This is a genomic window from Methylophilus sp. DMC18 (genome assembly GCF_056314005.1).
In genome coordinates, this window is sequence record NZ_JBQUZE010000002.1 from 87,752 (window position 1) to 109,649 (window position 21,898).

The window sequence follows — 21,898 nt, forward strand, 5'->3', positions numbered from 1 at the left end:
GTTTCATAATCAAACTTTTATTGCATACTTTTCAAGTATCAGCTGACAGAAAAGGCTGCCGTGTCGAGCTACGAATTTCCATTTAACGAGCGCATCAGAACCTATCTTCGTCTTGAAGACCTGTTCAACAAGATGCTGCATCACATTGCCATTGGTCACGAGGTCAGTCATCATGTGGCGCTGATTTCCATGCTGCAAGTGTTGGATGTCATTGATCGTGGTGATCTCAAGGTCGATTTGCTGCAAGAGCTGGACCGTCATAAAGTCCAGCTTTCCCTGCTGCAACATAATCCCAATATCGACCAAGAAGCGCTCGAAAGCACCGTAAACAATCTGGATCGTTGCGCCACCACCCTGCGAGCCGATCATCAAAAGCTCGGCCAAACCTTGCGCGACAATGACTGGCTCATGAGCGTCAAGCAGCGGACCAGTATTCCAGGCGGCGTCTGCGAGTTTGACTTGCCCTCATACCGCCACTGGCTCTACCTGAGTGTAGAGCGCCGCAAGCAAGATTTTACGCAGTGGTTATCCCGCTTGATGCCGATGTACGAAGCCATCAGCCTGATTATGCAGTTGTTGCGTGGCAGTGGCCAGGTGTTATCCCTGGTTGCCCACCATGGCGCCTATCAGCAACAGCTTTCCGGACACAAACCTGCCCAATTGTTGCGCATTGAAATTGACCATGAAGAATGCTTCCCGGAAGTCAGTGCCAACAAATATGCGATCAACATCCGCTTTCAAAAGCTGGACTTCGTGCAACGGCCAAAAGGCTGTGAACAGGATATCCCATTCAAGATGATCGTCTGCAACTTTACCGGAGCCAGTCACAATTGACGCAAGCAGTAGTCAAACCGCGCAAGGTGGCCTGTCCCGCCTGCGGAGAAACCACCGAGTATTCCCCTAAAAATCCATTCCGGCCTTTTTGTAGCGAACGCTGCAAACTGATGGACCTGGGCGATTGGGCTTCGGAAAAGTTTCGCATCCCCGATAGCACGCCGCCAGACTTATACGAGCCAGAATAATTTGAGACTGGATTTAAGTATGCAAACAAAACACCTCTGCCTGAAATTGCTCGCGAGCTTGTGCCTGTTAGCGTCTACGGCCTTTGCACATGCAGAAGTCAAACTCACCGATGCCTGGGTACGCGCCTCCAATCCCGGCCAGTCCGTCGGCGCCGCCTACCTCACGCTCACCAGCCCGCAAGACGTCACTCTGGTCTACATTGAAACCGAGCGTGCAGAGAGCGTAGAAATGCACAGCATGACCATGCAAAACGGTGTCATGAAAATGCGCAGTATGGAAGCGTTGCCTGTCCCTGCGGGCAAGCCCGTCAAGCTGGCGCCAGGTGGATTGCATTTGATGCTGTTTGAATTGCCCACCCCGTTTAAAGCCGGCGAGCAGGTCAAATTCAGGCTGTGCTTTAAAGATAAACAAGGCAACATCACCGATCAGTTTGTCACCATGCCCGTGAAGGCAGCGCCCTAAACATACTTATCTGCAATATGACAGAATCACCAAGAAAAAAGCCAGCGTTTGCTGGCTTTTTTATAATGGGAACATCGTCAGTAACACACTGCCAATTCGGGCAGGTGTAAGAATCGTTTATTTTGAAAACGTCCGCAAAAACAACGCCTCCACCTCAGCCCGTGCCCAAGGCGTTCTGCGCAAAAACTTCAGGCTAGATTTAACTGAAGGGTCATTTTTAAAACAGTTGATACTAACCCTTGTCGCCAGCGCCTCCCAGCCGTAATGCGCCACTAATTGCTCAACCACTTCTGCAAGCGTGATGCCGTGCAATGGATTGTTCGGTTGTTCTGTGTTCATTTGATAAAAGCCATATCAAGGTCATTCGATAGTTCGATGGTAGCACTTTATATGTTTAAAGCCTCAATAACCTTATTTTGAACTCAAGTGGTTGCATCACAGCTTAACTGCCAGCGTTGATATGTAGCGGGTTAGACCCGCGCCGGGCGTACCTGATTATTTCTAGGGGAGCTGATATACCCGGCTAACGAATGAGGCCCCGACGCGCGTCTTTCATCAGGGTCCGGGCCAATCATGCCCAATATGACCGGTTGTAGTACCGCAGTCCTTCACCTTCTTGCTTAACACTGGCTACAGCAAAGGATATTTATGCGCTGAAAAATTCAAATACACAAAAATCTTGCAGATGACTATTGCTTAAAATGGGGAAGCCCTTGTAGTTTGAATTAAGGGGCGCCGTTAGGCCTCCCGCTTGAATGATGAGTTAGGGCAATATTCATTTGAGGAGTGCCCGCACACATGTTGCAAGCTTTATTCGATCACCCAAACCTAAGTCTTTTTGGCACTTCAACGCTTCTGTTGCTATCGAGTCAAACTTTACTATGGATTTTCCCTCCGCCTTTTCTCGAACACAAGATTGCCCACGAAAAGCATAATAGGTGAGGATATTTAAGTCAGGGTATGCATACAGATCGTCTAAATTTTCGTTTACCACATGGGTTAGACGAAGCCGATCTGGAGTGCCTTGAGGTAGGCTTGATGCTACCTGCTCTTTCGTGAACCCTTTATCTCGAAGGTTTGCAATATAGATTGCTGAAGATGATTCTGGCTTACAGAGCTCGGTCAGGTGAGCGCTGTAAGCCTCTGGTGAGGGGAATGACCAATAAACCTCTTCGGCTGAGATGTTACTTAATGATGCCAGAAAGAGCAAACCTATCGATATTAGTTTGTATCTCATAATGTGCTGTTTACCCTAACGTCTGGATTCACCGGCCTGCGCGGCTTCTCGCACAGGTCCGGTGGAATGATTGGTTAGGCCAGTTTCTCATTTCTTCGCGCCAGCCGTATTTTTGATATCGCGTAGCAAATACAGCCAGCCCTTCTCTTGGTTCTTCTTGTGGGCGGCAGCCGTGTCTCTAATGCCAAAGAACAGGCTGAATGGATTCACCGCCATCCCTGGCAAGTTCGCCAAGATTGACTCGATAGCAACACGCTTCACTCGGGGTCGGGTGCTTTCAAGCATCGCATCAATAGCTTCCTGCTCTGACCTGTCAAACAGCGATTTAGCAGCTTCTAAATCGGCACCAGCGCACGCGACGGATTGTGCAATCTTGTCTCGTAGAGATTTCAGACTGCCGCTCTTTCGGAACTGAACGACCTCGTTCCAAGTTACATCCAGAAGTGATGGAATGGCGATTTCAAACAGGCTAAACGATGCATCTTGAATGCTTGCCCCTGAGAGAAATTGTTTTGCAGCCGTCATCGCTGCCTTTTCATCTTGATTTGCCTGAAGCATGCAAGGCAGTTCTGAATTTACTCCCTCCCACAGAGTAACCGCGTCAACGGCAATGCGCGCACGGCCTTCGGCTTGTTCAACATCGTATCCATCGTCGAACCGGATTACGCCATGCTCCTGTGCGATTTTCTCCAGTAAACAATTGTGTGCATATTGCTCAGCGTTTTCGGGTTCTGGATATGTGTAGTTCTCGTCATCTCCCCAGCGGGGATAGCCTCTCTGGGCTTGTCGCCTCCAGCCGCCGGTAATGTGTTCTTGCAATTGTTTATCGAGTGGACGCATTACATCGGATAAGGCGTGGGAAACAGCTCGGTGAGGATCCTCGCTCTGCAAAAGCCCGCCAATAAACCTCTTTTCGTCATAATCACCAATGGTTTCAATGATGATTTCGTCGTACCACAGAAGACAAAGTTTGAGGTGGTCAGATCGGAAGTCTTTATCTGTGATCGAAGTCAAATGACTGACAAGTGCACGCGATGTATTCATTAGCAAAGTGGCTCTATGGTCGTGCTGGTCATGTGCCTTGGTGCAAATGTCATGATTGGCCTAACTTTTGATTATACGGCTTGCGCGGCTTGATCGCTCAAGTCCGTATTGAATGATGGGTTAGAGTTTTAACTCGGTATGGCATAATAATTTCTATAAGCCAGCAGTTTGAGAAGATGTCTTGTTTTTCTTGGGGCTTATGCAAGATCTTAGGTAGTCCGAGAAATGGCTGAAACCGTTAAGAATTTCGCAATTTGAGAACATAGTTATTTGGGAGTGCGGATCTGCCGCGATGTAGGCAAGGCGGCGGTCGGTGAAGAGTGCATCGCAAACTGGTAAAGCCGCCGTGGCTGCTGAGAAATCTGCTATGTCACCCTTTTTGAAAGTTCTGTTTTTGGCGAATCGCATCACCCCGTGAAGATTTGACATCACTCTTGCTGTGATTAAATGGCGAGAAGTTGGATTCTCATGCCAGTGCAACATTGCTTGCAGCGCCACGTATTTGGGTTGTATAACGCCATTTATGAGAGGCTCATTAGGGAAGAATGAACAAAACACGCCAGCCAGTTCAACAAACACCCCATCACTAAATGTTTTAATACTACTCTGATTTTCGGTTTTTCCGAAGTTCATGATATCGACTCCGGCACTGTTATCCCACTTGTCAACTTTGTTATCAAGCGCGATGTTCAATTGAGTTGAAATCGGTAGGTCAGCAAGAAAGTCATAGATAGATTTTTGCAGCGCCGCTGGCTCATATATCATTTGTAATGTTGGGGGACATTTAAGACTTGGAACTCCAAATAACTCGAATGGTCTGCAAAAATAGTAATTTCGAGGATTTGGTTGAACGTTAGGAGAGTTGTTGAATAAAGTCAACTCATGCTTACAAATATCCAGCTGAAACGCGATGCAAACGCTTTTTGAATAATTGTCTAAAATTGAAACCAATGACGATATTGTCAATGGGTCCGTCATGGACTGAAGTTCAAATAGTGTTCCAAGTCCTATTGGGAATACGCATGCATCTAGTGTGCTTTTATCAGTAGCCAATTCAGCAAACGTTTTCATTTCTTGTGTTAACGAACTCTTGCCAAGTGTGAAATCGCTGATGCACTTCCATGCATTCGTGTCGAAATATATAACTTTCTTTCCCTCAATATCCTTTGTGATGCTCGCTCGTCTGTTTTCGATGTGCTTCTCATATGAATAATTCGGATTTTCTAAATGCCAACGGTAAAGCTCATCTAGCTTTTCCGGGGCATTTTTCAAATGAGTGTCGAAATCAAAATTGTTCATTTATGTATTTTTCTAAGGCTGCCAATTTTTCAAATTTTGAATGCAAAGACCTAATGTTTGAGATCTGGGACTACCAGCTTCCTGTCAGTCCCATGAATAAGGGGTTAGGCCGCACGGCTATTCGAAGCAGAGATGTTGCCGGTCTCTGCTTCCCGCTTGGATTTATCCCATTCGCGTTTAAGCAACGCTTGCATATATGCCTCGAATTCCTCTAACTTGGATATGAGATCATTTATATTTTTGGCGTGGGCATTTTTGGATATGGCTGGGAGCACCAGAAGAAGTTTTGCATCAAGCTTATGGTCTGGGTTCGCATTCAGCCTGAGTTGAATCAGAACCCGAGTACGCTTAAGCTCGTCTTTGTCATTATCTTGCTGTGAAATGGCTACCCTATTGGATAGCGCGACATATGTTGCAGATAGCTCTCGCATGTCCTTCCGCCATTCTGCACGCTCATTTGTTACGACTTTTGTACGAACGTCTAACTGAACATCTTTTGATTTTCCAAAGGTGCTAAGAATTGAGCCGATAAAGACGAGAACAGCCCCAATCAAAGCGCCTACAAATCCGAATATTGCGGCTTCCATGTGTGATCCCATCAATGAGGCCTAACGTTTGACATAAGGGGCGCCGTTAGGCATCCCGCTTGATGGATGGGTTAGCCCGCGCAAACGGTGCTTATGATTCAACAGGTGCAAATGCGTTATAGCTTGGGTTTGCATCAGCAGCTCCCATTTGAAATAAATACAGATTTCTATCTCCTACGAGTTTAATCGTATGTGCATTAAGGAGGTTAACTATCTTGTGTCTCCACTCTCTAGCAGAAATTAAGTAATAATCATGGTCAATTTTTGACCCATATGGATTGTCTGCGTGCATTATTGCACCACACTTTTCATACACCTTTATGAACTCTTCTTGGGTAAGAAAATCACCTTTACGGTCACTCCATTCAGATGTTATGCCGGGTTTTTTGCTTGGAGTTTGGATTATCGGTTTTGGGTAAAAATCTGGATTCACGCGGCTCATATCTTTTAGCATGAATTTGGCATTCCAGTTTTCCGCAAACTTTTCGTATTCTTTTGAATATGCCTCAATGTTAGCTATTAGTGAGCTAAATGCAATTAGTTCTAATATTTTTCTTATTTGAAGGCAGATGGATTCTACAGTGGTTGGGACAAACAAGGCGTGTGTATCGCCTTTAATGAAAGCATCAACGACAGCCGTTCTTCGCTTTATTTCAATCAAAACGGCTCTGTATTTATCTTGAGCATTATCCATCTCTTTTTCCTTTCGCGAAAAGAGGGCTAACGTAAGTTATACACCGAAATCGGTGTATAACTTAATATTAACATTTATTTACTTTTGTTGATTATTCAAATAACTTATTGTTTATCTTGGTTTTATTCTTGGTCAATTTACATGACTGGTTCAGAACTGCAACAGGAAACACACCCGCCAAAGTTATTAGCGGTAATGCGTGAAAAGATATGTCTTAATCATCACAGTATTCGTACGGAAGCGCAATATTTACAATAGGCAAAGCGGTACATTTTGTTACATCACAAGCAGCATCCAAAAGAGATGGGTGGCAAAGAAGTTGAAGCTTTTTTATCTCATCTGACGGTTGAGGGGAATGTTTCTGCCAGTACACAAAATCAGGCGTTGTCTGCTTTGTTGTTTTGTATCAGGGTGTTCTAGGACTTTGGATGCCATGCCTTGTTAAATATCTATCTTTTTTGCCAAATCGCACGTTGCATGGCAATGCCGCGCGCACCACAGGATTGCGCATGCGATACATGTTCAAAAAGCATCCCACCCAGGGCATACACTGGAATCTCAAGCCCATTTAACATTTCACCAAATTGCTCCCAGCCTAGTCCAGTTGCGTCAGGGTGACTTTTTGTCGGTAGCACAGGGGAGAGCATTGCAAAGTGTAGTTGTAATGATTGTGCTTGCGCTAACTCTACGCGGTTATGGCAAGAGGCAGCTACTAACAAGTTATCCGGCTTTTTCGTGAGGGTCATCAGGCGCTGGCTATTTAAATGCACGCCGTGGTAGCCGAGTTGTAATGCTTGTTCGGGGCTGCCATTGAGTAAGCAGCGGCAGTCATAAGGCGCACATAGCTGTAATACTTCCTCGCTCAATTTGGCGAGTGCTGCGTCATCAAGCTGTGATTCGCGTATTTGCAGCAATTGCAGGCCATGGTCGAGCTGCTGCTTTAACCCTTGCAAGAATGCGTGTTCACCCATTTCCTGGAGATTGCTGATGGCATACATAGGCGGCAGGCTGAGGGCTTGCATGATCGGTGCATTGGCAGGCAACACGGGGCTGACGTTGAGTGTGCGTGGGTGCTGCCAGGCAAACTGTTGACCTTCGCGCGCTTGTAATTCGCCTTGCCAGGCATGCACAAAGAAAAAGTGCAGTAGCACGGTTTTGGCTTCGGCATCATGCGTGGCCGGGTAGTCGTAGCGGCGTTTGATCCATGGCTGGATTTGTGTGGGCGTAATGCCGAGTTCCTCTTGCGATTCTCGGATCAAGGCATTTTCTGGTGTTTCGCCAGATTCGATTTTGCCACCGGGGAATTCCCACCAGCCAGCCCAGCCTTTGCCGTTGGGACGGCTGGCGAGCAGGTATTCGCCATTGGGGCGGATCAGGATAGCGACGGCGACTTGAACGAGTTTTGTCATGGCTCAGGATTTCAGTTGCAGTTGGCCTGCGTAGTCTTTGGCGAATTGGTAGGCGACACGGCCGCTGCGGGCGCCGCGCGTATGGTAAAACTGCAGGGCGGCATGACGGGCTGTCTCATCCATCGTAATGCCAAAGGTCTGCAGCCAGTGGGCGGCAATATTGAGATATTCGTCTTGGTCAAAACTGTAAAACGAGAGCCACAAACCAAAGCGCTCTGCCAGTGAGGTTTTTTCGTCTATGGTGTCGTTCTGGCGGATTTCGCCGTTATCTACAATCGGTTGATTGTCAGACATATATTCTGGCATCAGGTTTTTGCGGTTAGATGTAGCGTAGACCAGCAGGTTGGACGAGGCGTTTTCAATCGACCCATCGAGGATGACTTTAAGGGCTTTATAGCCGATGTCGTTGGCTTCAAAGGTGAGGTCATCACAAAAAATAATAAACTTTTCCGGGCGGTTGCGTATCAATTGAGTGATTTGCGGCAAGTCTGTGAGGTCTTGTTTTTCGACTTCTATCAGACGCAAGCCGTCACTGGCATAAGCGTTGAGTACCGCTTTCACCAGCGACGATTTACCGGTGCCGCGTGCGCCTGTCAGCAACACGTGGTTGGCTGGCAGGCCTTGTAAAAACTGGCGCGTATTACGTACCACCTCATTTTTTTGCCGGTCTATAAAGCGGATATCGTCCAGCAGAATCTGGTGTGGATGCCCGACGGCCTGTAACTGGCCTTGTCCGTTGTGCTTGACCCAGCGCCAGGCCACGGCTTGCCAGTCTGGCTCAGCAGGTGGGGTGGGCAACAGGTGCTCAAGTCTTGTAATCAGTTGGTCGGCGCGTTGTATCAGCTGTTCGATGGCATTCATGGCGAGGCTGCAAGTGTGAAACGAGGAGGTATTGTACACAAAGCGGCCGGGGCTAGCGAAACTTGCAAAGTCTCGCTAAACCGGGGTTGGAATAAGCCATAATAGCGTTTTAATAATTGTGGTACCCAGCACTGGATGTCGTGCATTTGATAAAGATACAGAATGATGAACAATCGCAAGATTATTTTGGCCTCGCGTAGCCCACGCCGCGTCGAGTTACTGGCGCAATTGGGCATAAGCTGCGACATCATGCCCGCGGATATTGATGAGTCGTGTTGGCCAGGTGAAGATCCTGCCCGTTATGTGCAGCGGCTGGCGGTAGCCAAGGCACAAGCGATCCATGCAGAGCATGGTCACCGCGGGTTGCCGATTCTGGCGGCAGATACCACGGTCGCGCTAGGCAACGAGATATTGGGCAAGCCGGCGGATGCGGCGGAAGCGCTGGCTATGCTGACGCGGCTAAGTGGCAGCTTGCATGAGGTGCACACGGCGGTAGCGGTGATGCACGAGGGTAAAGCACAGTGCTTGTTGAGTACCACGCGGGTGCATATGATGCCTGTACCATTGGCTGTGCTACAAGACTATGTGGCTTCGGGGGAGCCCATGGACAAGGCCGGGGCGTATGGCATTCAGGGCCGTGCCGGGGCCTGGATTGCGCGCATTGAGGGCAGTTATAGCGGGGTGATGGGTTTGCCGCTGCATGAAACGGCGCAGCTGCTGAACGCATGGTAAACTGCTATCAAAAAAACAGATTCGGGATTGGATAAGCACTATGTCGTTGGCACAGGAAGTATTGATTAACGTCACGCCGCAGGAAACGCGCGTGGCGATTCTGGAGCAGGGTATCGTCCAGGAGTTGCACATTGAACGCGCCTCTTCGCTGGGGATTGTCGGTAATATTTATCGCGGCACTGTTGTTCGCGTGTTGCCTGGCATGCAATCTGCCTTTGTCGAAATCGGCCTGCCGCGTGCGGCCTTTTTGCATGCGGCCGATATCATGGAGTGCCATACCGAGGAGGGCGCGGTGAAAACCGACCGCCCGATTCAGGAAGTGTTGCATGAAGGCCAGTCGATTATCGTCCAGGTGATTAAAGAGGCGATAGGCACCAAAGGCGCACGCCTGACCACTGAAATCAGCATTGCCGGACGTTTTTTGGTGTATTTGCCTTACCAGAAACATATCGGCGTATCGCAGCGCATTGATCACGAAGAAGAACGCGAGTTTTTGCGCAATCGTTTGCTCGGCTTGTTGCCTGAAGCACGCGAAGGCGGCTATATCATCCGCACCATGTCAGAAAACGCCACCGATCAGGAGTTGTTGGCCGACATCGAGTATTTGCGCAAAGTGTGGCAAAAAATCCAGACCGAGAGCACCAAGGTCGGTGAACGCTCGCTGATTTTTTATGACCTGAGTTTGCCGCGACGCATTTTGCGCGATGTGGTGTGTACCGAAACCACCAGCATCCGTGTCGATTCGCGCGAGATGTTTGAGCGGCTAAAAGAGTTTGCCGAGCTTTATGTTTCGCACGCGGTAAAACCGCTGACGCACTACAAAGGCGAACGCTCGCTGTTTGAGTTTTACGATATTGAAAACGAAATCGAAAAGGCGCTGGCACGCAAGGTGGAGCTCAAATCGGGCGGTTACCTGATTTTTGACCAGACCGAGGCACTGACCACGGTGGATGTGAATACGGGCAGTTTTGTCAGTGGTAAAAACCTGTCCGATACCATTTTTAAAACCAATCTGGAGGCGGCGCAAGCGATTGCCCGTCAGCTACGCCTGCGTAACCTGGGCGGCATCATTATCATCGACTTTATTGATATGGATGAGGATGCACAACGTGCGGCAGTGCTCGAAGAACTGCGCAGTGCTGTGACGCTGGACCGTGCGCGGATTAATGTGAACGGGTTTTCTGCCCTCGGGCTGGTGGAGCTCACGCGCAAACGCACGCGCGAAAGTCTGGCCCATTTACTGTGTGAATCGTGTCAGGTTTGCCAGGGGCGTGGTGAGCTCAAGACCGCCCAGACCATTTGCTATGAAATCATGCGTGAGTTATTGCGTGAGTCCAAGCAGTTTAAAAATGCCAAAGAGTTCAAGATTCTGGCCTCGCCCGAGGTGATCAATATGCTGGGCGATGAGGAGTCACAAAGCCTGGCCAATTTATCAGACTTTATCAAACGGCCGGTGTCGCTGCACCCGGATACGCAATACGGCCGCGAAGAGTTTGATATCGTTTGGGTCTAGAAAATTGTTGTTCTGGAGAGGACGGCCAGAGGTAAGGCCGTCCGCGAGATGCGCAGCACTGCGTATGCGTGTTACAGCATGCCGCCCGCCAACCCTGGCAGCACGATACGGCTGATCATTTGCAACAACAGCAAGGCGACCAGCGCGGAAAAATCGAATCCCTGAATCGAAGGCAAAACATTACGCAACGGATTGAGGATAGGCGCTGATAACTGGTTCAGCACGCCATAAATCGGGCTGTATGGATTGATCCAGCTTAAAATGGCCATGAGCAAAATGGCGTAAAAAAACACATCCAGCATTTGCCCCAGGACGGCGACAAAGGCCTGCCAGAACCAAAACACCGGGGACACCGGAGCGGCTGCAAGCAAGGTCAGCAAGGCGAATAGAATCACTTGTACCAGCCAGGCCAGCAACAGGGTCGATAAGTCCAGCTGGCGGGCAGGGGGAATCAGTTTGCGGGCAGGCTTGACCATAAAGTCAGTCAGCGCCATGGCCATTTGTCCCAGCGGATTCTGGAACGAGGTCCGGGTCCACTGCATTAAAAAACGCAATACCAGTAAAAAAGTCAGAATGCCAAATACCGCATTCAGTAAAAAAGTTGTCATGTTTTGCAACATTATTGTGCTCCCAATTGATCGCCGAGTTCTTTGGCGCGGCGCGCTGCTTGTGCCGCGGCATGTTGCATCATGCCATGAATATCGTGCTCACGCATACTGAGCAGACCTTGTTCGGTGGTGCCGCCCTTGGAGGTCACTTGCTCACGCAGCGTCGCCACGGGGGTAGCGCTCGAGGCCGCGAGCAAGCTGGCGCCTTTGAATGTGGCCAGGCTGAGTTGTTGTGACTGGGCTTCGCTGAGTCCTAAAGCGACCCCTGCCGCGGTGAGTGCTTCTATCATCAAAAAGACATAAGCCGGACCACTGCCTGAAATCGCGGTCACCGCATCCAGCTGGTCTTCAGCTTCTAGCCAAACTACTTCACCCGCCGCTTGCAACAACTGGTCGGCAATATCACGCTGGCCCGCTGAGACGGCTGGCAGGGCATAAGCGCCAGTGATGCCCGCCTGAATTTGCGCAGGCGTATTGGGCATGGTGCGAATCAGCGTTTGGTAGCCGCCTAACCAGCGGCACAAGTCGCCAGTGCGTATACCGGCGGCAACTGAGATCACCAATTGTGATTGTAAGTAGGGAGCCAGCGAGTGTGCCACCGCCTGCAATTGCTGTGGTTTGACCGCCAGCACCACAACTTCAGCCGCCAGCGAGGCTGCCGACAGCGTCTCGCTGGTTTGCACGCCTAATTTGGCTTGTAGCGAAGCATGCTTGCTGGTGTCTGGGTCAATCACGGTAATGTGTGACATGGCAAAGCCTCGTTGTTGCAGGCCTATCATCAGGGCTTGTGCCATATTGCCGCCGCCAATAAAGGCGATGCGGGTGGCTGACAGTGATTGCATGGTATTCAAGTTCCTTCTTTAAACTGAGTCGTTATCGGATTTGCGCGGGCGGGCACCAAAAATGGCCGTGCCGATGCGCACCAGCGTCGCGCCTTCGGCAATGGCTGCGGCAAAGTCACCACTCATGCCAATGGAGAGGGTATCCAGCTGCAAGTCATGCGCATTCAGGTGATCAAACAGGGCCCGTACCTGCCGAAATTGGTCACGTTGTTGGTCGAAATCTTCCACGGGGGCCGGAATCGCCATCAGGCCACGCAAATGCAAGCGCGGTAACTGCCTGATATTTAAAGCCAGATCCAGCACCTCTTGAGCGCTGGCACCACTTTTGCTTGATTCCTGGCTAATATTGACTTGCAGGCAAATATTCAAAGGCGCCATGTCTGCAGGGCGCGCGTCAGACAAGCGTTGTGCAATTTTAAGGCGGTCCACCGAATGCACCCAATCGAAATGACAGGCAATTGGCTGTGTTTTGTTGCTTTGAATCGGGCCAATAAAATGCCATGCTATCGCACAGTCCTGCAGTTGCTGTTGTTTGGCGAGCGCTTCTTGCAGGTAGTTTTCACCAAACACCGTTTGACCGGCCTGATAGGCCTCCCTGAGAGCTGAGGCAGGTTGTGCTTTACTCACCGCACATAAGGTGACCGTTTGTGTGGCTTGGTAGCTTGCACGTGCCTGGGCCAGTTGTTGGCGGATGAGTGCCAGATTGTCAGCAATATCAGTCATGGGAAGCAACACGGTGCCGGGTAGCGGTAAAAAATAACATTATATAAATAATCACTGGAGTGGATTGTGGATATTTCAGATTTATTGGCGTTTTCAGTTAAAAACAAAGCCTCAGACTTGCATTTGTCAGCCGGGTTGCCACCGATGATACGCGTGCATGGCGATGTGCGTAAAATCAACTTGCCCGCCATGGATCATGCTGAAGTACATAGCATGTTGTACGACATCATGAATGACAGCCAGCGCAAAGTGTATGAAGAAAAGCTGGAATGCGATTTTTCATTCGAGATCCCTGACCTGGCGCGTTTCCGGGTCAATGCATTTAACCACCAGCGCGGCGCCGGTGCGGTATTCCGTACCATTCCTAGCAAGGTGTTGACGCTGGAAGAGCTTAACGCCCCACGCGTGTTCAAGGACCTGGCCGATACGCCGCGTGGCATTGTGCTGGTGACCGGGCCGACCGGTTCCGGTAAATCGACCACACTGGCGGCGATGATTGATTACATTAATGAATCCCAGATGTCGCATATCCTGACCGTGGAAGACCCGATCGAATTTGTGCATACCTCGAAAAAGTCATTGATTAACCAGCGTGAAGTCGGGCCGCATACCATGTCGTTTGAAAATGCGCTGCGTTCAGCCTTGCGTGAAGACCCGGATGTGATTCTGGTGGGTGAAATGCGTGACCTGGAAACCATCCGCCTGGCGCTGACGGCGGCCGAAACCGGTCACCTGGTATTTGGGACCCTGCATACCAGCTCTGCGGCCAAGACCATAGACCGGGTGGTCGATGTGTTCCCGGCGGCAGAAAAAGAAATGGTGCGCTCCATGCTCTCAGAGTCTTTACGCGCTGTGATCTCGCAAACCCTGTGTAAAACCAAAGACGAGCAGGGCCGGGTGGCTGCGCATGAAATCATGATCGGAACCCCCGCCATCCGTAACCTGATCCGCGAAAACAAGATCGCGCAGATGTATTCGGCAATTCAGACGGGCCAAAGTGTGGGCATGCAAACGCTGGACCAGAATCTGCAAGATCTGGTGCGACGCAACGTCATCAGCGCCGATGAGGCGCGTACCAAAGCGGCTAACCGTGATGGCATTATCGGATAAATATTAAAGATGGATAGCAGCATGCAGACCGGTGCCGATCACGCGCAAACCGAGAAATTTATTAATGACCTGTTGAAGCTCATGGTCACGCGTAAAGCCTCGGATTTGTTTATTACCGCAGGCTTTCCGCCGGCCATGAAGATTGATGGCAAGCTCACACCCATTACCTCACAAACTTTGAGTACCCAGCAAACGGCCGAAATTGCGCGTACTGTCATGAATGACAAGCAAGCGCAAGAGTTTAAAGAAACCATGGAGTGCAATTTTGCGATCAGCATGCCATCGGTGGGCCGTTTCCGTGTCAATGCCTTTGTGCAGCGCAGTGCCGTAGGTCTGGTGATTCGGGTGATCAATACCAATATCCCCAAATTTGATGACTTGAATTTGCCGCCCGTACTCAAGGATGTGGTGATGGCAAAGCGCGGCCTGATTATTTTTGTTGGCGGCACGGGATCAGGTAAGTCGACCTCAATGGCCGCCATGCTGGGGCACCGCAATGAAAGCAGTTATGGCCACATTATCACCATTGAAGACCCGGTAGAGTTTGTGCATAGCCACCGCAACTGCATTGTCACCCAGCGCGAAGTGGGCGTGGATACGGACAACTGGCATGCCGCGCTCAAGAACACGCTACGTCAGGCACCTGATGTGATCATGATCGGTGAAATCCGCGACCGTGAAACCATGGATTATGCGATTGCCTTTTCTGAAACCGGCCACTTATGCCTGGCCACCTTGCATGCCAACAGCACCAACCAGGCGCTGGACCGCATTATTAACTTTTTTCCCGAAGAGCGCCGGCAGCAATTGCTGATGGACCTGTCGCTCAACCTGCGCTGTATTGCCTCACAACGGTTGATTCCTAAAGTGGATGGCTCGGGCCGGGTGGCTGCCGTCGAAGTCCTGCTGCATTCACCGCTGATTTCAGACCTGATTTATAAAGGTGATGTACACGGTATTAAAGAAGTCATGGCCAAATCCCGAGAGCTGGGCATGCAGACCTTTGATCAGGCCTTGTTTGACCTGTTTGAAACCAGCCAGATCAGTTACGAAGACGCCTTGCGTAATGCCGACTCGGTCAACGACTTGCGACTCAAATTTAAACTCAACAGCAAAGTCGCCAACCCGGAAAATCAGGAACGCAGCAAGATTTCTGATCTGGATATTTTGTAAACCTTATTCAACAGGCATGCCGGGTAGGCATCCGGCATGCATGCAACACTCATCTTGTAAGCTGCACGGTTTCCTGCTGAAACACCAGATTGCCCTGCGTAATGGTCGCAGTGACCTTGCCGGTCAGGCTGTGATTCACAAATGGCGTATTCTTGCCCTGGCTGAGCAGGGCGCGGCCATCTACGCGCCATTCCATTTCCGGGTCGTAAATCACCACGTCGGCCGTGGCACCCGTTTGCAAAGTGCCTGCATTAACACCCAGAATCCGCGCGGGGATTTGCGTGACTTTGGCCAGGGCTTGCAAGGGGGCCAGTTTGGCCTGCGCAGACCATTTCAAGGTCAGTGGCAGCAAGAGCTCAAGCGCTGAGGCACCAGGGTGCGACTCGGCAAACGGTAATGCTTTGGCGTCATCATCGACTGGCGTATGATCCGAACAAATTGCATCTAGCGTACCGTCCAGCAAGCCAGCACGTAGTGCGTCACGGTCGCGTTGGGTGCGTACAGGCGGTTTCAGATGTACCATGCTGTCAAAAAAGCCGATATCCATATCGGTCAGGTGCAGGTGCTGGATGCTGACATCAGCTGTCACTGCCATGCCAGTCTGTTTGGCTTGCCTGATCAATTCAACCGATTCAGCCGTGGAGACCCGGGCGATATGCAATTTGGCGCCTGTGGCCTGGGCGATCCGCAGCATGGTTTGCAGCGCAATGCTTTCTGCCGCCGCCGGGATGCCTTTGAGCCCCAGTCTGGAGGCGACTTCGCCATCATGGGCGACCCCATTTTTTGCCAGGTACGGATCTTCGGCACGCATGAACAGTGTATAGCCGAAGGTTGCGGCATATTCAAACGCCCGCCACAGGACCTGGGTATCAACAATCGCTGTATCCGCCTGTGAAAAGCCCACACAACCGGCAGCGGTCAGGGCGAACATTTCTGTGAGTAAATGGCCTTCAAGCTGCCGTGTGACTGCGCCCAGTGGATAGACATGGGCGAGGGCGTGCGATTTCGCTCGGTGCTTGAGCATCTCGACCAGGCCAGGCTCGTCCAGTACCGGGTCAGTGTCTGGCGGGCAGGCCAGACTGGTGACGCCACCCGCCATGGCGGCGCGTAACTCACTTAGTAAGGTTGCTTTGTATTCGCTGCCCGGTTCCCGCAGGCGCGCACACAAATCCACCAGGCCAGGTAACACCCATTTGCCTTCGGCATCCAATGTCTGGTCTGGTTGGAAACCTTGGGGCGCTGCACCCATGCCAACAATCTTGCCTGCGCTGATATAAAGATCTTGCACCTGATCCAGCTGCTGGCTGGCATCCATCAAGCGGCCCTGTGTAATCAGGATATTCATGCGGCGTTGCCTCCTCCAAGAATTGCCATCACCGCCATGCGTACTGCAATTCCATACGTAACCTGTGGCAGGATCACGGATTGTTTGCCGTCCGCCACTGCCGAATCAATTTCCACACCCCGGTTCATCGGGCCTGGGTGCATGACAATGGCATCCGGCTTGGCCAGTGCCAGGCGCTCAGGGGTCAAACCAAAGGTCTGGAAAAACTCCTGTGAGCTGGGTAACAAGGCGCCGGACATGCGCTCGTTTTGCAGGCGCAACATCATGACGACGTCTACGTCTTTGAGGCCTTGCTCCATATTGTGGAACACTTGCACGCCCAGCTTTTCCACATCGGCAGGCAGCAAGGTGCGCGGTGCGATGACGCGGATTTCTGGGACGCCCAGCGTGGTGAGCGCATGGATTTCACTGCGGGCGACGCGCGAATGCAAGACGTCGCCCACAATCGCCACGCGCAGGTTGTGCATCTCTGGCTTGTATTTGCGGATGGTGAATACATCCAGCAAGCCTTGGGTCGGGTGCGCATGGCGGCCATCGCCGGCATTGATCACGCTGATGTGCGGTGGCACGTGTTGCGCAATGAAATGCGCGGCACCGCTTTGCTGGTGACGGACCACAAACATATCCGCATGCATGGCAATCAGGTTGTTCACCGTATCGAGGATGGTCTCGCCTTTGGATTGTGACGAGGTGCTGACATTGAGGTTGAGCACATCGGCCGACAGGCGTTTGGCGGCAATTTCAAATGTGGTGCGCGTACGCGTACTGTTTTCAAAAAAGATATTGCAGACGGTTTTGCCGCGTAGCAGCGGCACTTTTTTCACTTCGCGTTCGGCAACGCCGACAAAGTTTTCGGCGGTGTCCAGAATATCGGTAAGGATGCGCTTGGGCAGACCTTCGATGCTTAGCAAGTGTTGCAGCTGGCCCTGGGCGTTTAGTTGCGGGTTATACATTGGCATCCACTCCATTCGCTGCCGAGGTGGCAATGCTCAGGTGCAGTTTGCCCTGAGTATTGATTGCCAGTTCAAACGATTGATTGGCCTGCAATGGCAGATCGGCGCCAGTCATATCGGGGCGGATCGGTAGTTGGGCGCCACCACGGTTAATCAGTACCGCTAATTGCACCGAAGCCGGACGACCATAATCAAATAATTCATTCATGACGGCACGTGTGGTGCGGCCGGTATAAAAAATGTCATCAATCAGGATGATGTGCTTGCCGTTTACATCAAACGGAATTTGCGCGGGCTGCGCAGCGGTTTTGAGGCCACGTTGCGCATAATCATCGCGATACATGGCTGCATCCAGCTTGCCATGCACAATGTCTTGCCCCAGCTCGGCCTGCAAGCGCTGCAACAGTTTTTGCATGAGCCAGACGCCGCCCGTATAAATGCCAACCAGAGCCGTTTCCGCCTGAATACGCGGTTTGAGTTGAGCGTACAGATGATCAAGTAATTGTTCGGGATCAGGTAAAGTCATGAGTATCCAGTGCTACTTACGTGCATGATAAGCATCAAAATAAGATTGTAATATAGTTTGGGCGGCAACTTGATCCAGCATCTGCTTTTGCGCGCGGCCACGGATGCCTGCTTCGCGCAGGGATTGTGAGGCCTCCGCTGAAGACAGGCGTTCATCCACCATCACCACCGGCAAGTTAAAGCGGCCCTCGAGACGCTGGGCAAACTTTTGCGCCAAGGCCGTCATGGCATGCGCCTCGCCATCCAGGGACATGGGTAGCCCAACCACCAGCAGCGCCGGTTGCCATTCTTTTAGCAAGGATTCAATTTGCGCGAACTTGGCGGCGTTTTCTTCAGCCTCTATGGTCAGCAGTGGATGTGCCAGTTTGAGCAGGGTGTCACCGACGGCCACCCCGATGCGTTTTTCACCAAAATCAAATGCCAGCAGGGTGCCTGTGATATCGGGATAGCGACGCTGGGTGATCGGTAAATGGCTTTGGTTAAGTGGCTGTTTGCCAAGCCTGGTTGCATCAGGCATGCCCGGCAACCTCGGACAAGGTGGCAAAGTCCACCCCTAATTGCTGCATGGCCCAGAACAGCTTGTCATCGCTGGGTAATTTAAAAATCAACTTGTGCAGCTGGTGGTGATCTGCCAGTGGCAGGGTTAGCCAGGCATTGGCCTGGATTTCCTGTTCCAGCTGACCGGCTGCCCAGCCGGTGTAGCCGAGCGCAATAAACATGTCTTGTGGCGCTTCATCACGGGCGGCGGCTTCGAGGATATCCTTGGATGAGGTCATGGCCAGCCTATCGGACAAGCTCATGGTGGTATTGAATTCAGTGGCTGGCGCATGCAGGACAAAGCCCCGTTCTACCTGAACCGGCCCGCCAAAATGCACCGGGCGCACCTGTTGTTGCGCAACATGGCACTCCATCTCCAGCTGTTCAAACAGGTCACCCACATTCAGTTGCAAGGGATGGTTGAGGATCATGCCCATGGCGCCATCTTCGTCATGATTGCAGATCAGAATCACGCTTTTGCTGAAGTAGGGGTCCTGCATGGCTGGCATGGCAATCAGGATTTGGCCGGTCAGGTCCAGACGGCTTGTCTGGTCATTCAAAGTCAGTTGCTCACTCATTGGGGATAGGCTTTATGGCTGCGTTTCATGCATGCGCTTCCTCAGCGCTCAAATATCCGGTAATTTCAAAACCAAAGCCATCCATGCTCGGCATTTTGCGCGGGGCAGCCATCAGGCGCATTTTTTTCACGCCAAGGTCGAGCAAGATTTGTGAGCCGATACCGTAATTACGTAATTCCTGATTGAGGACCAGTTTTTGGTCTGCCCGCAAAATACGGTCAGTCAGGCCGAGGCCATCTTCATCATGGTTGATGAGTACGATGACGCCACACGCGGCCGTGCTGATGGTACGCATGGCCTGGAGCAGATTCCAGCTATGTGATTGGTGGCTGCTATCAAGCAGGTCTATCATCGACAGCGGCTCATGGACCCGCACCAGCACTTCATCACTTTGCTCAGGCTGGCCCTTGATCAGCACCAGATGGGTTTCCTGGGCAATGTGGTCGCGATAGGCGATGAGTCGCATCGTGCCAAACACGGTTTCTATTTCGCGTTCTGCGCTACGTTCTATCAGTCTTTCGTGTGCAGCACGATAGTGGATCAAGTCGGCAATGGTGCCGATTTTGATATTGTGCTCGGCGGCGACCTGCATCAGGTCTGGTAACCTTGCCATCTCGCCATCGTCTTTGAGGATTTCGCAAATGACGCTGGCGGGCTCACAGCCTGCCAGTTGCGCCAGATCGCAGCCTGCCTCGGTATGGCCTGCGCGTACCAGCACGCCGCCATTCATCGCCGATAACGGGAAAATATGCCCGGGGCTAACAATGCTGCTTGCGTTGGCCTGCTTGGCAATGGCGGCACGGATGGTGGTGGCGCGGTCTGCGGCCGAAATGCCCGTAGTGACGCCTTCGGCGGCCTCAATCGAGACGGTAAAGTTGGTGCCCAGGCGCGTGCCATTTTTTTGCACCATAGGGGGCAGGTTTAATTGACGGCAACGCTGTTCGGTCAACGTCAGGCAGATCAGGCCACGGCCATATTTGGCCATAAAATTGATATGCTCAGCGGTGACAAATTCTGCGGCGATGACAAAGTCACCTTCGTTTTCACGGTGTTCATCATCGACCAGAATCACCATTTTGCCAGCACGGATATCGGCAATAATGGCCTCGATAGGACTGATTTGCGCCGACATTATTCCTGCTCCCAAGCTTGCATACGCTCGACATAGCGCGCAATCACGTCAATTTCAAGGTTCACCGGGTCGCCCGCTTTGGCATGCTGCATCATGGTGTGCTGCATGGTATGCGGGATCAAATTGATACTGACCTCATCCTGCTGAATCTCATTGACGGTGAGGCTGATGCCATTCACGCAGAGTGAGCCTTTTTTGGCAATGTATTTGCTGATGGCATGAGGCGCGCGCACTTTGAGTAGCCAGCATTCGCCGACGGACTCCAGTGCCGTGATGCTGCCTATACCATCCACATGCCCGGTCACCAGATGGCCACCCAGACGATCAGCCAGTCGCATGGCTTTTTCCAGGTTGACAGGTCCAGGTTGGCTTAGGCCGGTGGTGACCTCTAGCGTGACTTTGGATACCATGACCTGAAAGCTGCGTGAATTAAAGTCAGTGACGGTGAGGCAGACACCGTTGACGGCGATGCTGTCTCCCAACTGCACATCTTCCATCCCCAAAGACGGCGCTTCTATGCGTAATGCACAATCTTCGCCATGTGGAACGACTTCGGCAATCCTGCCGACGGTTTGAATAATCCCAGTAAACATGGTGTGATTTTATCAGTGCTGCATGCTAAAGTAATCACATTCCCGCAACATTTTTCATTCATACGGATAGAGGATTTCTGTGCGCCTGGACGATTTGGAAGAAAGTCAGCATGTTGAAGACCGCCGCGGTGGCGGCTTTGGTGGGCGCAGTATCGGCATAGGCACCATTGCACTGGTGCTGGTCGCCATGTATTTTGGCGTCGATCCCCAGCTGGTGTTAAATCTGGCGCAGCAAGCCCAACCTGTGGCCGAGTCGCCGCAGCGTCCTGAGCAAAGCCAGGACCCCAAGGTCAAGTTTGTTTCTCAGGTGCTGTGGAGTACCGAGAAAATCTGGCAGCAACAGTTCTCCGCCAGTAGACGGCAATATACGGCGCCCAATCTGCAACTGTTTAGTGGCATGACCAGCACTGCGTGTGGTCAGGGGCAGTCGGCCATGGGGCCGTTTTATTGCCCGGCAGACCAAAAAGTCTATATTGATTTGAGTTTTTATCAGGAGCTGCAAGACCGATTTAAAGCGCCTGGAGATTTCGCACAGGCGTATGTGATTGCGCATGAGGTGGGGCACCACGTGCAAAATCTGCTGGGGACTTCAGCCAAGGTACAACAAGCCAGGCAACAGGCCGGGTCTGAGGCCGCATCCAACGCCTATTCGGTCAAACTAGAGCTACAGGCGGATTGCTATGCGGGCGTCTGGGCCTATTATGCTGATCAACAGTATCATGTGCTGGAAGCCGGCGATGTGGAAGAAGCGCTGCAGGCGGCAACGGCTATTGGCGATGATGCCTTGCAAAAGCAGGCGCAAGGCTATGTGGTGCCAGATAGTTTCACTCATGGCAGTTCTGCACAGCGGGTGTATTGGTTCAAGCAAGGCTTGCAGTCTGGCGACCTTAATCAGTGTAATACCTTCAACAGTTAAGC

Annotated in this window: 27 protein-coding genes; 9 read left to right on the forward strand and 18 right to left on the reverse strand. The window is 51.4% G+C overall.

What is annotated here, in order from left to right; all coding sequences use genetic code 11:
- The first annotated feature begins 60 nt into the window (after positions 1-60).
- From zapD to ACT53G_RS04280, 3 genes are read left to right on the forward strand one after another with little or no spacing between them, the layout of a single operon-like run.
- Entirely contained in the window at positions 61-834 is a 774-nt protein-coding gene (gene zapD / locus ACT53G_RS04270) for a cell division protein ZapD (RefSeq protein WP_275355925.1), read from the forward strand.
- The gene (locus ACT53G_RS04275; protein WP_194748258.1) at positions 831-1,022 is read left to right on the forward strand and encodes a DNA gyrase inhibitor YacG; all 192 of its coding nucleotides are present in this window, start codon (positions 831-833) and stop codon (positions 1,020-1,022) included. Before zapD ends, ACT53G_RS04275 begins: the two co-directional genes overlap by 4 nt.
- Positions 1,023-1,041: 19 nt before the next feature.
- On the forward strand, positions 1,042-1,485 hold the full coding sequence (locus ACT53G_RS04280; protein ID WP_194748257.1) for a copper chaperone PCu(A)C: 444 nt from the start codon (positions 1,042-1,044) through the stop codon (positions 1,483-1,485).
- Between the two features lie 117 nt (positions 1,486-1,602).
- Here ACT53G_RS04280 and ACT53G_RS04285 read toward each other — a convergent pair whose 3' ends face one another.
- From ACT53G_RS04285 to ACT53G_RS04310, 6 genes are all read right to left on the reverse strand, one after another.
- Positions 1,603-1,824 carry a VF530 family protein gene (locus tag ACT53G_RS04285; protein ID WP_476154133.1) on the reverse strand — a complete coding sequence of 74 codons (222 nt, stop codon included), beginning with the start codon at positions 1,822-1,824 and terminating at the stop codon, positions 1,603-1,605.
- Positions 1,825-2,260: 436 nt separating this feature from the next.
- Positions 2,261-2,722: a hypothetical protein gene (locus ACT53G_RS04290; RefSeq protein ID WP_476168809.1), complete on the reverse strand. Its 462-nt coding sequence runs from the start codon at positions 2,720-2,722 to the stop codon at positions 2,261-2,263.
- Positions 2,723-2,809: 87 nt separating this feature from the next.
- Positions 2,810-3,766, reverse strand: a complete 957-nt coding sequence (locus tag ACT53G_RS04295; protein WP_476168810.1) for a hypothetical protein — start codon at positions 3,764-3,766, stop codon at positions 2,810-2,812.
- Between the two features lie 153 nt (positions 3,767-3,919).
- Positions 3,920-5,065, reverse strand: coding sequence for a hypothetical protein (locus ACT53G_RS04300; protein WP_476168811.1), 1,146 nt, complete (start codon positions 5,063-5,065; stop codon positions 3,920-3,922).
- A gap of 104 nt (positions 5,066-5,169) precedes the next feature.
- Positions 5,170-5,652 carry a hypothetical protein gene (locus ACT53G_RS04305; RefSeq protein WP_476168812.1) on the reverse strand — a complete coding sequence of 161 codons (483 nt, stop codon included), beginning with the start codon at positions 5,650-5,652 and terminating at the stop codon, positions 5,170-5,172.
- 91 nt (positions 5,653-5,743) lie between these two features.
- Positions 5,744-6,346 (reverse strand): hypothetical protein, encoded by a 603-nt coding sequence (locus ACT53G_RS04310; RefSeq protein WP_476168813.1) that lies wholly within the window; start codon positions 6,344-6,346, stop codon positions 5,744-5,746.
- Positions 6,347-6,649: 303 nt separating this feature from the next.
- Between ACT53G_RS04310 and ACT53G_RS04315 the strand changes: the two genes are divergently transcribed.
- A complete protein-coding gene (locus tag ACT53G_RS04315) occupies positions 6,650-6,766 on the forward strand; it encodes a phage integrase N-terminal SAM-like domain-containing protein (protein WP_476168814.1) in 117 nt (38 codons plus the stop codon).
- A 29-nt stretch (positions 6,767-6,795) separates the two neighbouring features.
- Here the strand turns inward: ACT53G_RS04315 and ACT53G_RS04320 are convergent, their stop codons facing one another.
- Positions 6,796-7,755, reverse strand: coding sequence for a Nudix family hydrolase (locus tag ACT53G_RS04320; RefSeq protein ID WP_476168815.1), 960 nt, complete (start codon positions 7,753-7,755; stop codon positions 6,796-6,798).
- A 3-nt stretch (positions 7,756-7,758) separates the two neighbouring features.
- Positions 7,759-8,616 (reverse strand): ATP-binding protein, encoded by an 858-nt coding sequence (locus ACT53G_RS04325; RefSeq protein WP_476168816.1) that lies wholly within the window; start codon positions 8,614-8,616, stop codon positions 7,759-7,761.
- Positions 8,617-8,781: 165 nt separating this feature from the next.
- Between ACT53G_RS04325 and ACT53G_RS04330 the strand changes: the two genes are divergently transcribed.
- Positions 8,782-9,348, forward strand: coding sequence for a Maf family protein (locus ACT53G_RS04330; RefSeq protein WP_338657598.1), 567 nt, complete (start codon positions 8,782-8,784; stop codon positions 9,346-9,348).
- 40 nt (positions 9,349-9,388) lie between these two features.
- On the forward strand, positions 9,389-10,861 hold the full coding sequence (rng, locus tag ACT53G_RS04335) for a ribonuclease G (RefSeq protein ID WP_228518766.1): 1,473 nt from the start codon (positions 9,389-9,391) through the stop codon (positions 10,859-10,861).
- A gap of 71 nt (positions 10,862-10,932) precedes the next feature.
- Here the strand turns inward: rng and ACT53G_RS04340 are convergent, their stop codons facing one another.
- Genes ACT53G_RS04340 through ACT53G_RS04350 form a run of 3 tightly spaced genes read right to left on the reverse strand, consistent with a single transcriptional unit; the run spans position 10,933 to position 13,034 of the window.
- Positions 10,933-11,469, reverse strand: a complete 537-nt coding sequence (locus tag ACT53G_RS04340; protein ID WP_476145494.1) for a YggT family protein — start codon at positions 11,467-11,469, stop codon at positions 10,933-10,935.
- Positions 11,470-11,480: 11 nt separating this feature from the next.
- Positions 11,481-12,311 carry a pyrroline-5-carboxylate reductase gene (proC, locus tag ACT53G_RS04345; RefSeq protein ID WP_476145495.1) on the reverse strand — a complete coding sequence of 277 codons (831 nt, stop codon included), beginning with the start codon at positions 12,309-12,311 and terminating at the stop codon, positions 11,481-11,483.
- Positions 12,312-12,329: 18 nt separating this feature from the next.
- Positions 12,330-13,034, reverse strand: coding sequence for a YggS family pyridoxal phosphate-dependent enzyme (locus ACT53G_RS04350; RefSeq protein ID WP_476168817.1), 705 nt, complete (start codon positions 13,032-13,034; stop codon positions 12,330-12,332).
- Positions 13,035-13,100: 66 nt separating this feature from the next.
- Here ACT53G_RS04350 and ACT53G_RS04355 point away from each other — a divergent pair, with 66 nt between their 5' ends.
- Positions 13,101-14,144, forward strand: a complete 1,044-nt coding sequence (locus tag ACT53G_RS04355; protein WP_194748247.1) for a type IV pilus twitching motility protein PilT — start codon at positions 13,101-13,103, stop codon at positions 14,142-14,144.
- Positions 14,145-14,153: 9 nt separating this feature from the next.
- Positions 14,154-15,317 (forward strand): PilT/PilU family type 4a pilus ATPase, encoded by a 1,164-nt coding sequence (locus ACT53G_RS04360; RefSeq protein WP_194748246.1) that lies wholly within the window; start codon positions 14,154-14,156, stop codon positions 15,315-15,317.
- 49 nt (positions 15,318-15,366) lie between these two features.
- Here the strand turns inward: ACT53G_RS04360 and ACT53G_RS04365 are convergent, their stop codons facing one another.
- From ACT53G_RS04365 to ACT53G_RS04395, 7 genes are read right to left on the reverse strand one after another with little or no spacing between them, the layout of a single operon-like run.
- Positions 15,367-16,662 (reverse strand): dihydroorotase, encoded by a 1,296-nt coding sequence (locus ACT53G_RS04365; protein WP_476168818.1) that lies wholly within the window; start codon positions 16,660-16,662, stop codon positions 15,367-15,369.
- Positions 16,659-17,615: an aspartate carbamoyltransferase catalytic subunit gene (locus ACT53G_RS04370; RefSeq protein ID WP_194748244.1), complete on the reverse strand. Its 957-nt coding sequence runs from the start codon at positions 17,613-17,615 to the stop codon at positions 16,659-16,661. The genes ACT53G_RS04365 and ACT53G_RS04370 overlap by 4 nt, the downstream gene beginning before the upstream one ends.
- A complete protein-coding gene (pyrR, locus tag ACT53G_RS04375) occupies positions 17,608-18,141 on the reverse strand; it encodes a bifunctional pyr operon transcriptional regulator/uracil phosphoribosyltransferase PyrR (protein WP_194748243.1) in 534 nt (177 codons plus the stop codon). Before pyrR ends, ACT53G_RS04370 begins: the two co-directional genes overlap by 8 nt.
- Positions 18,142-18,153: 12 nt before the next feature.
- Positions 18,154-18,657 carry a Holliday junction resolvase RuvX gene (gene ruvX, locus ACT53G_RS04380; protein ID WP_194748242.1) on the reverse strand — a complete coding sequence of 168 codons (504 nt, stop codon included), beginning with the start codon at positions 18,655-18,657 and terminating at the stop codon, positions 18,154-18,156.
- Positions 18,650-19,255: a YqgE/AlgH family protein gene (locus ACT53G_RS04385; protein ID WP_476168819.1), complete on the reverse strand. Its 606-nt coding sequence runs from the start codon at positions 19,253-19,255 to the stop codon at positions 18,650-18,652. Before ACT53G_RS04385 ends, ruvX begins: the two co-directional genes overlap by 8 nt.
- Positions 19,256-19,280: 25 nt before the next feature.
- The gene (gene ribBA / locus ACT53G_RS04390) at positions 19,281-20,387 is read right to left on the reverse strand and encodes a bifunctional 3,4-dihydroxy-2-butanone-4-phosphate synthase/GTP cyclohydrolase II (RefSeq protein WP_194748240.1); all 1,107 of its coding nucleotides are present in this window, start codon (positions 20,385-20,387) and stop codon (positions 19,281-19,283) included.
- On the reverse strand, positions 20,387-20,980 hold the full coding sequence (locus ACT53G_RS04395) for a riboflavin synthase (RefSeq protein WP_275355895.1): 594 nt from the start codon (positions 20,978-20,980) through the stop codon (positions 20,387-20,389). Before ACT53G_RS04395 ends, ribBA begins: the two co-directional genes overlap by 1 nt.
- 79 nt (positions 20,981-21,059) lie before the next feature.
- On the opposite strand from ACT53G_RS04395, the gene ypfJ reads away from it, so the two are divergent.
- Complete coding sequence (gene ypfJ, locus ACT53G_RS04400; protein ID WP_275355893.1) at positions 21,060-21,896, forward strand: KPN_02809 family neutral zinc metallopeptidase; 837 nt, start codon at positions 21,060-21,062, stop codon at positions 21,894-21,896.
- Positions 21,897-21,898 lie beyond the last annotated feature (2 nt).